Consider the following 12,684-nt stretch of genomic DNA (forward strand, 5'->3'; position numbering starts at 1 on the left):
CAAGACAAAATCTTGACATTTTTTGATTCTAGTAAAAAGGATTGAAAAATATTAATCAATAATTTTTAGATTAAGTTCTCGAGCGATAATAGTTGCCGCAACTTCAGCAATCTCTCCTGTAAAAGAAACACATTGATTTTTATGTTCCTTTGCACCCATATCCATTCCGTGAGTTAAAATTTTACAACATAAAACTTTATGATTTTTTCTAAATTCTTCCTGCAATTCGTAGGCTAACTCAAGATTTTTATTGACTTTTGTATCGCCACCTTTAGTTCTTCCAAAAAAATAGCTAATTGCCATTACTCCCCCACTGACAGCTCCACAAACACACTTAGATTTTCCAATACCAACTGGGAATCCTGAAGCAGCAGCAATTAATGCTTCTGGCATTTCAGGATCAATATTATTTCTGATAGAGTTAACGATTGCTTCTGAGCAAAAGAAATCTCCTACTCTGTAAGCCTCTTCTGCATCAAATTTTATTTTTTTAATACTTATTTCTTTGTTCATTGCTCTCATTCCCTGTTTTTTATTTATGTATATATTTTAACATTAATATGAAAAAGTAGCAAAAATCTTATTCAATAATTTTTTCACATCTGTTTGACAAAAAGAATAGAGTGGATATTAGAAGCATAATAGCCTCGTTGATAGGTGCAGATAGCCATATACCTTTTGTATTAAAAATTTCTGGTAGAAGGAATAAGAGAATATTAATAAAAATAAGACCTCTTAAGACGCTCAAAATACTTGATATAAAAGCGTTTTCTATAGCTGTGAAATAGGAACTAATAATAATATTTATACCCATTAAAATATATGTGAAACTATAGTATATAATAGCTTCTTTAGTTAGAAAAAATAATGCTTTATCTTCTTTTATAAAGATAGAAACTAATTCATCAGCAAATATATTTATCAGAAGAAAGAAGAAAATTCCCAAAGAGAATACAATAAAAGTTCCAATTTTTAAAAGTTTTAAAACTCTTTTATTGGCCTGAGCACCATAGTTAAAACTTATAATAGGCTGTAATCCTTGAGAAAATCCAATCATTGTCATGGTGACAAGAGTAGATACATAACTTATAACACTAAAAGCAGAAATACCGTCACTTCCAATTATAGTCATTATATTTATATTAAAAGCCATTATAACTACACCAGTAGCCATTTCAGTTAAAAATTCTGAAGAGCCATTGTATAGAATAGAACCTATAGTTTTTAAATTAAATTTAATAAAGGTATATTTTAATTTTTTAGCTTTAAATAATAGGTAATATCCTAACATTAAAGCTGTCGTCATTTGAGCAGCCCCAGTAGCGATAGCTGCGCCTTTAATTCCCATACCCAGTATAACTATTAAAAAATAGTCCAAAACAATATTCATAATAGCTCCACCCAATATACAAAGTAAAGAATAGTTCGGACTTCCTTCTATTCTGACAAAACTTTCAAAACCATATGAAAGCATATAGAAAAGAGTAAAAAAAGATAAGTAAAACAGATAGGTTGTTGCTTCTTCCAAAATAATATCATTAGCTCCTAAAATTTGGACAGCTTTCTCAGGAAAGAAAATTCCAATTGAACTTAAAATTAAACTGAAAATCATAAAAAGTTGTAAAGAGGTACTATACGATTTTAATGCTTTTTTATCTTCTCCAGCCCCTAGTTGAATTGCAATCATTGTAGAGCTTCCAACTGCAATCATTATACCAATAGCAAAAGAAAAGTTAACATAAGGCATAACAATATTTACAGCAGCTAAATTTTTAGCTCCTAAAAATTTTCCAATAAAGATTCCATCTACTATGGTATATAAAGAGAAGATCCACATGGTCAGAATAGAGGGAACTCCATATTTAAAAATAAGTTTAAAAAGGTTTTCGCTCAACAATTTTTTTTGCATAACAATTTCCTCCAATGATATCGTGAACTCTAGAATGGGTCTAGAGCTAATTTTTTTTAATGGGAATTCGGTATTAAGCGGTTGCTTAAAAAAATTCCATTGTTATATTATATCATAAATTACAAATATTTTAATGTAAAACTCCAAAAAAGTTAGTTGCTTAAAAAAATTAGAAGCTAAAAAGATTGTCTTGATTAATCTTCGTACTAATATAGAAAGAGGTTTTCTAAATAAAATATAAATGTTATAATCAATTAGGGTGATGGAAAATGGGAAAAATGACAAAGGCTATAAGTAAGGAAGAAATTGATACTATTTTAGGATCAATAAAGATAAAACAAGATGTGAGAAATGCGCTGTTAGTGGAGTTGAATACAGGACTTAGAATTCAAGATATAGCTAGACTTAGATATAATGATATTCAATTTGGAAAGTTAGAAATAATTGAAAAAAAAACAAAAAAGCCCCAAATTACAAAAATAAATATGGAGCTTGTTGAATATCTTTTTAAAAATAGAACCAGAGAAGATAATTTTATCTTTGCTTCGAATGAAAAAGAAGTAAAGGCTTTTGTAAGAAAAGTGCAAGATCAAATACTAAAAGCGTGTGATTATGAAAATGTTGATAGCACTTTTATAAGTACACATAGTTTTAGAAAGTCTTTTGCTACTTTGGCATACAATGAGACTAAAGATATTATGTTTGTTCAGCAACTTTTAAATCACTCGAGTGTCTCTGTCACGCAGAAATATATTAAGGTAAATAAAGAAAAAGCTGATGATTATAGAGGAAGACAAAGGCTCGGTTTTTAAATATAAATTTTTAAAAACTATTAAAAAACGACTATTTTTTACCATAAAGTAAAATTTCAGATCTATTGCTTGGAAGTTGAGTTGCGTGTACCTCAGTAAATCCAAATGTTTTGAAAGTCTCAATATGTTTTAAAATCTCTTTTACGGATATTTTATCTCCAATTTTTAAGGTATAATAAACGGTATGAATACTTGGTCTTATAGAGATAAATCTTTTAAGCTGTCCCAAGATAAGTGATGGCAAAACATTGACGTCAGAGACTAAAAGGTGGCAAGGTTTGGGAATATCAGAGTCCTGCACTCTTTGCATAGGTTCTTTTATATGGGTGAACAAAGGATTTTTTAAAATGCTTTCGTTCATAAGTGCGTTATCTACTCCATAGACTTTGAATCCTTTTTCCAGAAGAGCATAGCTTGCCCCTCCGGGAGCTGATCCGAGTTCAAGAACGATTTCATTTTTCTTAGAATTATAATTTGTCCAAATCAATGCTTCAGCTATTTTTAAATAAGCTCTAGATGGAGCATCTTCTGGAAGAATAATATTGGGGTTTGCTCCAGGAATGTTCCAAGAGTATTTATGGATTATTCTCATTCCCAACCAGTATTCTCCTTCTTTTACTTCTAATATATCCAAAACAGTATCTCCAGTATTTGCATTTTCTCCTGATGATTCACCATTTATAAAAGAAAATCTATGAATTTTGTTGATAGAATATTTCTTTATTTCATTTTCTAGATTATTTTTATCAACTTTTCCTAAAGAAATTCCATATACTCTTGCAAAAACTAAATTTAGTTTGCTATTTAGGTTTAAAGTTCCGGTAGTATCTTTAAAGGTTACGTAACCGGGTCTAGAATAAGCAAAGCTTAATTTAGGGTATTTTATAGCTATTTCTTCCTTTAATAATTTTTCACTTCCAATGTTAACAACTGTATAAATAAACATCGATCACTCCTATAATAGATTTAAAATTTTAATCTTTATTTTCATCATTTGAATTTCTTTTTCTACTGATAATATCTTATATTATAGCATAAGAGTTGAAAAAATTATGGCAAAAAACTTTTTAGATAATCCACATAAGCTTTTTTAGCTAAATTTCTAATGTAATATGTATATGTCGGATATGCTTGTACAGAATTCATAACCTTATAAAATTTAATTTTGTTTCCAATCATAAGTTGTAAAAAGCCGATAATTTCACCAGCTCGTTCACCGATACAAGTAGCCCCAACAATATTAAATTTACTATCACAAATAATTTTTAGGAAAAAAGCTTTTTCAAATGTGATTAAACTTCTCTCGTTGTTCAAATCCAGAGAATAGGTGTGTATTCTTTTGTATTTTTTACGAGCTTCTATTTCATCTAGTCCAATTTTTGAAACTTCAATATCACCAAAAAGAGTCCAAGGAATAAAAGAATAGTCCATCTTTTTTAGAATAAATGGGAAAAGGATATTTCTAACAACAATTTCCCCTTGATGTCCTGCTACGTGAGAGAATTTAAAAGATGAGGCAATATCACCAATTGCAAATATATTTTTTGTAGATGTTCTCATAAAATTATCAACAAAAATTCCCTTTATGTCATGTTTGATACCAGCTTTATTTAAATTAAGATTTTGTATATTTGGAGTTCTACCAGCAGATATGAATATTTTTTCACTTAAGAACTCACCATTATTAGTTTTTACCAAGACATTATTGCCTAAATTTTCAACTTCAATGGATGTACAGTTTAAGACTAAATTAATGCCTGTTTCTTTTAATCTATTGAGATAGAAATTTCTTATTTCAGCTTCTAATGTAGGTAAAAAAGTATTGGATTTTTCTAAAATAGTGACTTCAATATTTAGTCTTTTTAAAGGAAAAGCTAGTTCTAGAGAAATTACACCAGCTCCAATTAAAATAATTTTTTTATAATTACTTTTTTCATAAAAAAAGTTGTGGTTAGCCAAGTATTTGACCTTCTCCAATCCTTTTATATCAGGAATAAAAGGAGAACTTCCTGTAGAAATTACAATATATTTTCCGATATATTTTTGTCCATTAACTAAGATGGTATTTTTATCAACGAAAGTTCCTTCCCCTCTTATAAAGTCAATATTTTTAAAGCTAGAGATATGAGGGAGCTCGTTATCTCCAATAGTATGAACATTTTTTAAAGTCATTTCAAGGGCTTCTGTCAGGGTTGAGACAGTTTTAGAGGCTGAAATAAAACTTTTGGATGGAATACATCCTCCCCAAGTACATTCACCACCCAAATGATCCTTTTCAATTAAAAGAACTTTTTTTCCGGCAGAAGCAAGTCCAATTGAGGTTGTGAGTCCACCAGCTCCACCACCAATTACGATTGTATGATAATACATATAAGTTTCCTCCATTGTTTTTAAGTATATAACGTGAATTACCGTCGCCCTAATAGAGGACAGAGCTTCGTGGGAAGTATCTGACTCATGTCTTTCATATTAAGTTTTTCCCAGTTTTCATCTCTTTAAAATTAAAATTTACGTGGTCTGATTATACCATATTTTAGGAAAAAACAATAGAAACTATGAGGGAGAGGATGAATTAGGGCGTTTTGATAAAATATCATATAATTGCAATATTATGTATAAGTTATTTAAATGTTTTGTACAATATGTTATACTATGAGTCTAAGAAAAATATTATGGAGGAAACTTTTATGAACGATATATTAATTAAAATTTCAGAAAAATACATAAAAAACTTAAAAAATCAAAGTCCTGAAGACAAAGAAAGTAATATAATATATGGAAAAATATTAAATATTTTAGAAAAAAATCCAGAGCTTAATCTGTTCGGTCTTTTAACGGAATTAAATAAAGGAAAAACATTTTATGAAAAAAATAAAGTTAGAAATAGAAGAGATCGACTTACAAATTTAGAAATTTTAATTAAAAACGCTAATACAATTATAGACAATCTTTTAGAAGGAGATGAAGAAAGTCTGAAAAAAGTTGAAAGAAGTTTGGATAGGTCAGATATCTATAGAGATAGGATGGCTATAAATATACTTTTGACAGAATTTCCTTCACCAGCTCTTCAGGAGGTTTACTACACAATAAAAAATGACCAATGTAAGAAGTTTTTATTAGAAGTCATAGAAGAAATAAAATAGAGCAAGGAAAAAGATTTTTTGATGGTAAATAATAATAAAATCATAGTAATTAATATATGAAGTTGTAAGAGGAGGGTAACATTATGATTATAGCATTTATAGGTGGAATTCTTTTGGGATTTTTATTTTTCTATAGTTTGAATTGCGAAATTAATAAAAGCAAGAAGTTTAAAAATCCGTCACTGTTTATTTTTATAACTTCAATAGTAAGAATTTTAATTCTTTTGGGAGGATTTTATTATTTATCTCAAAATAGTGGTTATAGATTTTTCGCAGCTTTGGTTGGAGTAATTTTATCAAGAGTTTATATTGTTTATTTCTATAAAAATGATAAATATTGATATCAATATAATATATAAAAAAAGTAAAAAGTATTCTTTTTTTATAGAATGGTTGAAAAAAATACACGTTAGTGATAATATACCTTTGTAATGGTTCTAAAGATTAAAAGGGAATTAAGTGAGAAGCTTAAGCGGTCCCGCCACTGTAAAGAGGACGAAAGTATTAAAACCACTGAATATATTTATTTGGGAAGGGATACAAGTAGGATGAATCTGAGTCAGGAGACCTGCCACTACAATTTCTGCGAGGACGGAGAAGAGGTTACTCTTCTTCCAAATTAAAATTATATTTGGGAGGATATTTCTATGAAAAAATTATTATTATCACTATTTTGTTTGTCTACTGCATTGACACTAGCACATGGGGAGGAAGCATTTGAAGATGCGGACTTTTATACAGGAGGAAAAAGTGCAGTGATTATGACGCACTTTGGAACAACGCATTCGGATACTAGAGCTAAAACTATTGATGCAATCAACCAAAAAGCTATAAAAGCCTTTGACGGAAAAGCGGATGTATTCGAAGCATACACATCTAGAATTGTAACTAAAAGAGTTGCGGCTAATGAAGGAATAAAAAAATATAATCCAAGCGAGGTTTTAGCATCTTTAAAAAAACAAGGGTATAAGAATGTAATTATACAGCCAACAAATGTAATTGATGGTGTAGAAATGGATTCAATAAGAAAAGAGGCTCAACTTTATGCAAAAGATTTCAATAATTTAAGAGTTGGGGATGCACTGTTAAGTGATCCTCATCACTATGAAGATACGATTAATGCTATATTGAAAACAGTAGGAACTTTAAATAAAAAAGAAGCAGTTGTTTTGGTAGGGCATGGAACATATAATTCAGCGACATCTGCTTATGCAATGTTTGATTACATGGCTAAAGATATGGAAAAACCAGTTTACGTCGGTACAATTGAAGGGTATCCAACCTTTGAAAATGTAGTGAAACAACTTAAAAGAGATAATAAAAAAGAGATTATTTTAATGCCAATGATGTTTGTTGCAGGAGATCATGCTAAAAATGATATTGCAGGAGAATGGAAGGAAAATTTAGAAAAAGCAGGATTTAAAGTTAAGGTTAAGCTTGTTCCTCTTGGAGAAATTTCTGAAATTCAGGATATGTTTGTTGGAAATGCAAAGTTTCTTGAAAAACATAAAGGTATAGATATTATAGATAAAAAAGCGGAATATGCAAAAAATAAGGAGTTATAAAATATCTGAATATTGTAAAAAATAGGAGAACTGTAAAGTAATTAGATTTAGTTTACGTAATATATAAATTTCAAAAATAATAAAACTGTACTTTTTTACAAATATACGATATAATGATATGAAATAGTATTTTTTGTCAAAGTATATAGTTTAAAAATATAAAGTCTTTAAATGATTTATCATACAGCCTTGTAATTGGAACAAGGCTGTTTTATTTTTATTTGACTATTTTATAAAATTTAAATCGGAGGTTTTATGAATTACGTAAAGAAGCAAGAACTAAAGAGACAGTATAAAGTTGAAATTTTTAAGGGGATACAAGTTATTAATAATGAAAATTATGACTTTATAGATTCAAGACAATTTTTTCCTACGCCAGAGGATGCGAGTGAGTATATTGAAAAATTAAAGCTAAAGTTAGAGAATGATTGGGTTATCAGATATTTTAAAAGAAGTGAAGAAAATTGGGATTTATTGGAAGTTATTGTCTAGTTATTTCTTTTAGAACTGTGAACTACCTCCATAGAAGTTTCAAAAATAAAAAAAGTAGTAGAAAAATCAAAAGATTTTTCTACTACTTTTTTTATCGTATAAATACGGAAAAAGCTTGGAAAAGAGTGAAACATTTTATTTTGTTCTTTTTTGCCAAAAAAACTTTAGAATTCTATAGGAAACTATGAAAGCAAAAGTTTTGTTATATTTTTAGATATTTTTGATACCTATTTGCTAAAAAAATTCCAATTCCTAAGCTTGCAAAAACATCACTTGTCCAATGAAAAGATAGATAAATTCTTGAAAGTGCAACCAATATTGGTAAAATGATCCAGAACATTTTTAAAACTTTTTTTTTACTTGTAAATGCTAGAAAAAAATATCCACATGAAGCTACCATTGTATGACCTGAAGGAAAGGACATATATCCATCTGAAAATGGGATTTTTTTTTGAAAAACTCCTTTAATTGAATAGAATCCAAAATTATTCCATTCTTGATAAGGGCGACTTCTCATAATAATAAATTTTAAAGAAGTGGCTATAAGCACACCATAAAATACTATAATAATCATTCTTAAAATTAGATTTTCTAAAGCTGAATCTCGTTTATATTTTGCATATATAAAAATTGGGAAAATTCCAAAAGCTATATAATCTTGTTTCATTATTTTTAACTTTATTTTAAGAAGATTATTTTTTTTAATGAGAATATACCCAATTAAATAAAATAATAAAATATCACCTATCTCAGCCAAGTTTTACCTCCACAATGCTTTTAAATAATTTATTACGATTTATATATAATTTTCCTTTATAAGTTTATAGATTAATTAAGAAAGAAATGTTGTATTTTCAACGAATATAGATTTAAAATAGATATTAAAATAAAAAATATCCCAACCCCTATAGGGGGGGTTGACATAAAAAAAAAAAGATGATATCATTCATTTGTAAAATAGAATTTGAGGTGAAAATTATGAAAACGGAGAAAGAAAAAGCCGTACTGATGTTAAAAACTTGCCGGGGTCAGATTGATGCGACATTAAAAATGATTGATGAAGGCAGATATTGTATGGATGTAGTGAATCAAATTTTAGCGGCAGAGGCACTATTAAGAAAAGCTAATAAATTAATTTTAAAGCAGCATATGGAAAAGTGTGTTAAAACAGCTTTTGATAAAGTTGATGTTGATGAAAAAATAGCTGAAGTTATAGATGTTTTAAATAAAGTTATGAAATAGGAGACTGATAGTTATGAAGGAAAATACATTTAAAATAGAAGGGATGACTTGTTCTTCTTGTGCGGGTCATGTTGAAAAAGCAACAAGAAAATTAGAGGGAGTAATTGAGGCTAATGTTAATTTGGCAACTGAAAAGTTAGTTGTAAAGTTTGATGAAAAGAAACTTTCTGCGAAAGATATTATTTCAACAGTTGAAAATGCGGGTTATAAAGCTACAGCTCAAGAGAAAGTAGATACAGAGAAAAGTGAAAATTTAAGAGAGAAAGAGATAAAAGAACTTTGGAATAGATTTATTATTTCTTTAATTTTTACAGGACCACTTTTAATAATATCTATGGGTCATATGGTGGGATACTCTTTGCCAAGTTTTATCTCTCTTGAAGATAGCCCAAGAACTTTTGCATTAGTACAATTGCTACTAACGACACCTGTTATGTTAGTGGGTTATAAGTTTTTTAAAGTTGGAGTGAGAACACTTTTAAAAGGTAGTCCTAACATGGATTCTTTAATAGCAATTGGAACTTCAGCAGCCTACGCTTATGGTATATTTGCTGTTATAAAAATATTTCAAGGATACCCAAGATATGCTCACGATTTATATTTTGAATCGGCAGCAACAATTCTTTTATTGATAACGCTGGGAAAATATTTAGAGTCTGTAAGCAAGGGAAAAACATCCGAAGCTATAAAGAAACTTATGGGATTAGCACCTAAAACTGCAAGAGTTGAAGTTGATGGCAAAGAAAAAGTCATTCCTTTAGAAGATGTGAAAGCTGGAGATATTGTTATAGTAAAACCAGGCGATAAAATCCCAGTTGATGGAATAGTAATAGAGGGAAGTACAGCAATTGATGAATCAATGCTCACAGGCGAAAGTATTCCGGTGGAAAAAACAATTGATTCTGAAGTTATAGGAGCCAGTATAAATAAAAATGGAACTATAAAATATAGAGCAACTAAAGTTGGAAAAGATACAGCTTTGGCTCAAATTATAAAGCTTGTTGAAGATGCTCAAGGATCAAAGGCACCTATAGCAAAGTTAGCAGATATAATTTCTGGTTATTTTGTACCTGTTGTAATAGGTTTAGCTATTGTATCTGGGCTAGGTTGGTATTTTGTGACAAAAGATGTAGAGTTTGCATTGACTATATTTATTTCGGTTTTAGTTATAGCGTGTCCTTGTGCATTAGGATTAGCAACGCCAACAGCAATTATGATAGGAACAGGAAAAGGAGCTGAATATGGAGTCTTAATAAAAAGTGGTGAGGCATTAGAATCTGCTCATAAAGTTCAGACAGTTATATTTGATAAAACTGGAACAATAACAGAAGGAAAACCTAAAGTTACAGATATTTTGGTTGAAGGAATGATAACTGAAGAGGAACTATTGACAATTGCAGCGAGTGCTGAAAAGGGATCGGAACATCCATTGGGAGAAGCTATTGTTAAAGAAGCTGAAGATAGGAAGATTGAATTAAAAAAATTAGATAAATTTGTAGCTATTCCCGGACATGGAATTGAAGTTATAATAGATGGAAAAGATATATTCTTAGGAAACAAAAAATTGATGGACAGAAATAGTATTAACTTGCTTGACTTAGAAGAAAAATCAAATGTATTAGCAACAGAGGGTAAAACTCCCATGTTTATCTCAATAAATAATAAAATTGCAGGTATTATAGCCGTTGCAGATACAGTAAAAGAAAACTCTAAAAAAGCTATAGAGATTTTACATAAAATGGGAGTTGAAGTCGCTATGATAACTGGTGATAATAAAAAAACTGCTCAAGCTATAGCTACTCAGGTTGGTATCGATAGAGTATTTGCAGAAGTTTTGCCAAAAGATAAGGCAGCAGAAGTGAAAAGGTTACAGGAAGAGGGAAGGAAAGTTGCTATGGTTGGGGATGGTATAAATGATGCTCCAGCTCTTGCTCAATCAGATGTTGGAATAGCAATAGGTTCTGGAACGGATGTGGCTATTGAATCAGCCGATATAGTTTTAATGAAAAGCGATTTGATGGATGTACCAACAGCAATTAAATTAAGTAGAGAAACTATAAAAAATATAAAACAGAATTTATTTTGGGCTTTTGGCTATAATGTCTTGGGAATTCCAGTAGCAATGGGAGTACTGTTTTTATTTGGTGGACCGTTATTAAGCCCAATGATAGCAGGAGGAGCTATGAGTATAAGTTCAGTTTCTGTTATCACAAACGCATTGAGATTAAAAGGGTTTAAACCTAATAAATAAAAAAGGAGTTGTTTTTATGAAGAGAAGAGTTTTAATAAATGGAATGAGTTGTATGAACTGTGTTAGACATGTAAAGGAGGCCTTGGAGGAGATTCCTGGAATGGGAGAAGTTGAAGTTGATTTAGCAACTAAGTCTGCTATCATAACTGGTGATGTGGCTGAGAGTTTAATAATAAAAGTGTTAGCTAATCACGATTATGAGGTTATAGAGTTTCAAAAAATATAAATATTGAAAACATTAAGACGATTTATCTCACTATTTAACAGATGTGAGATGAATCGTTTTTTTTCTTGACATTTATTTTAAAAGGATGCTAAAATCAAAAAAATAAAATACATATGTTATTTATAAGTGATTGAAATAAATAATAGCTAAAAAATTGGAAGGAGACATCTATGGAAGTAAAACAGTTTGAAATCTATTCTGATAAAAATGTTTTGAAAGGAAAACATTATGGAGCCAATGTGGCAACCAAAAAAGATAAAATTATTTTGATGTGTCATGGGTTTGCAGGGACCCAAGATTTATTTTTGCCGAAATATGCAGAGAAATTTTCTTTAGCAGGATTTGATGTCATTACTTTTGATTATAACGGGTTTGGAGAAAGTGAAGGAGAGATAGAGATAGTTCCTGAAAATCAGATGAGGGATATATCAAATGTTGCTCTATATTTAAGAAAAAATGAAGAGTTCCGTGATAAGCGATTATATTTGTGGGGGACTTCATTGGGTGGTTTATATGTGCTAAAATTAGCTTCGATTTTGGAGAATATTTCAGGAGTATATGCTCAAATTACATTTTCCAACGGACTTAGAAACAATACTTCTTTATTAAATTTTGAGGAGAAGGAAAAATACTTAAACCAACTTGAAAATATTAAATATAAGGAAGTTGTAGAAAACAAAAAATTATTGCTTCCATTAAAAAAATTGTTATCTGATTCACAAAGTAAAATATTCTTAGAGAAATATAAAGAAGAATTTTTTACACTTTTGAGTACAAGATTATCACTATCAACTGTTAGAGATATAAATCAACTATCAATAGATTTGCATTTAGAAAAAATACAGGTGCCTGTGTTACTTTTAAAAGCTAATAATGATATAGTTAATTTACCTCAAGAAATGGATTTTATATATAAATCATTAAAGTGTGATAAAAAGTTATTAGAGTATGATTGTGGACACTATGATGTTTATGAAGATGAAGTTTTTCTTCTTTCTATAACTGAGCAAATAAAATGGTTCAGTAAGTAGTGAAGAAGTAAGT

At 29.4% G+C, this 12,684-nt stretch carries 14 protein-coding genes and 1 riboswitch; of the genes, 9 read left to right on the forward strand and 5 right to left on the reverse strand.

What is annotated here, in order from left to right; translation table 11 throughout:
* Positions 1-51: 51 nt before the first annotated feature.
* Both ACWI69_RS00855 and ACWI69_RS00860 read right to left on the reverse strand, forming a co-directional pair.
* Complete coding sequence (locus ACWI69_RS00855) at positions 52-513, reverse strand: C-GCAxxG-C-C family (seleno)protein (RefSeq protein ID WP_448819981.1); 462 nt, start codon at positions 511-513, stop codon at positions 52-54.
* Between the two features lie 67 nt (positions 514-580).
* Positions 581-1,909, reverse strand: a complete 1,329-nt coding sequence (locus ACWI69_RS00860) for an MATE family efflux transporter (RefSeq protein WP_448819982.1) — start codon at positions 1,907-1,909, stop codon at positions 581-583.
* Between the two features lie 269 nt (positions 1,910-2,178).
* Here ACWI69_RS00860 and ACWI69_RS00865 point away from each other — a divergent pair, with 269 nt between their 5' ends.
* Positions 2,179-2,721, forward strand: a complete 543-nt coding sequence (locus tag ACWI69_RS00865; protein ID WP_448819983.1) for a tyrosine-type recombinase/integrase — start codon at positions 2,179-2,181, stop codon at positions 2,719-2,721.
* Between the two features lie 31 nt (positions 2,722-2,752).
* Here the strand turns inward: ACWI69_RS00865 and ACWI69_RS00870 are convergent, their stop codons facing one another.
* Together ACWI69_RS00870 and ACWI69_RS00875 are read right to left on the reverse strand one after the other, a co-directional pair.
* Positions 2,753-3,667, reverse strand: coding sequence for an SAM-dependent methyltransferase (locus ACWI69_RS00870; RefSeq protein ID WP_448819984.1), 915 nt, complete (start codon positions 3,665-3,667; stop codon positions 2,753-2,755).
* Between the two features lie 104 nt (positions 3,668-3,771).
* Positions 3,772-5,091 (reverse strand): dihydrolipoyl dehydrogenase family protein, encoded by a 1,320-nt coding sequence (locus ACWI69_RS00875; protein ID WP_448819985.1) that lies wholly within the window; start codon positions 5,089-5,091, stop codon positions 3,772-3,774.
* Positions 5,092-5,408: 317 nt separating this feature from the next.
* On the opposite strand from ACWI69_RS00875, the gene ACWI69_RS00880 reads away from it, so the two are divergent.
* From ACWI69_RS00880 to ACWI69_RS00895, 4 genes are all read left to right on the forward strand, one after another.
* A complete protein-coding gene (locus ACWI69_RS00880) occupies positions 5,409-5,864 on the forward strand; it encodes a hypothetical protein (RefSeq protein WP_448819986.1) in 456 nt (151 codons plus the stop codon).
* Positions 5,865-5,947: 83 nt separating this feature from the next.
* Positions 5,948-6,205, forward strand: coding sequence for an N-ATPase subunit AtpR (locus ACWI69_RS00885; protein ID WP_448819987.1), 258 nt, complete (start codon positions 5,948-5,950; stop codon positions 6,203-6,205).
* A gap of 74 nt (positions 6,206-6,279) precedes the next feature.
* A riboswitch (cobalamin riboswitch) is annotated at positions 6,280-6,454 on the forward strand.
* 57 nt (positions 6,455-6,511) lie between these two features.
* Positions 6,512-7,429, forward strand: coding sequence for a sirohydrochlorin cobaltochelatase (locus tag ACWI69_RS00890; RefSeq protein ID WP_448819988.1), 918 nt, complete (start codon positions 6,512-6,514; stop codon positions 7,427-7,429).
* A gap of 255 nt (positions 7,430-7,684) precedes the next feature.
* Complete coding sequence (locus ACWI69_RS00895) at positions 7,685-7,921, forward strand: hypothetical protein (protein ID WP_448819989.1); 237 nt, start codon at positions 7,685-7,687, stop codon at positions 7,919-7,921.
* Positions 7,922-8,123: 202 nt separating this feature from the next.
* Here the strand turns inward: ACWI69_RS00895 and ACWI69_RS00900 are convergent, their stop codons facing one another.
* Entirely contained in the window at positions 8,124-8,678 is a 555-nt protein-coding gene (locus tag ACWI69_RS00900) for a phosphatase PAP2 family protein (RefSeq protein ID WP_448819990.1), read from the reverse strand.
* Between the two features lie 221 nt (positions 8,679-8,899).
* On the opposite strand from ACWI69_RS00900, the gene ACWI69_RS00905 reads away from it, so the two are divergent.
* The 4 genes from ACWI69_RS00905 (at position 8,900) to ACWI69_RS00920 (ending at position 12,671) form a co-directional block, all read left to right on the forward strand.
* The gene (locus tag ACWI69_RS00905; RefSeq protein WP_448819991.1) at positions 8,900-9,163 is read left to right on the forward strand and encodes a metal-sensing transcriptional repressor; all 264 of its coding nucleotides are present in this window, start codon (positions 8,900-8,902) and stop codon (positions 9,161-9,163) included.
* A 13-nt stretch (positions 9,164-9,176) separates the two neighbouring features.
* Positions 9,177-11,414, forward strand: coding sequence for a heavy metal translocating P-type ATPase (locus tag ACWI69_RS00910; protein WP_448819992.1), 2,238 nt, complete (start codon positions 9,177-9,179; stop codon positions 11,412-11,414).
* A 16-nt stretch (positions 11,415-11,430) separates the two neighbouring features.
* Positions 11,431-11,640: a heavy-metal-associated domain-containing protein gene (locus ACWI69_RS00915; RefSeq protein WP_448819993.1), complete on the forward strand. Its 210-nt coding sequence runs from the start codon at positions 11,431-11,433 to the stop codon at positions 11,638-11,640.
* Between the two features lie 170 nt (positions 11,641-11,810).
* Positions 11,811-12,671 (forward strand): alpha/beta hydrolase, encoded by an 861-nt coding sequence (locus ACWI69_RS00920; protein ID WP_448819994.1) that lies wholly within the window; start codon positions 11,811-11,813, stop codon positions 12,669-12,671.
* The last annotated feature ends 13 nt before the right edge of the window (positions 12,672-12,684 follow it).

The organism is Cetobacterium sp. (assembly GCF_977044495.1).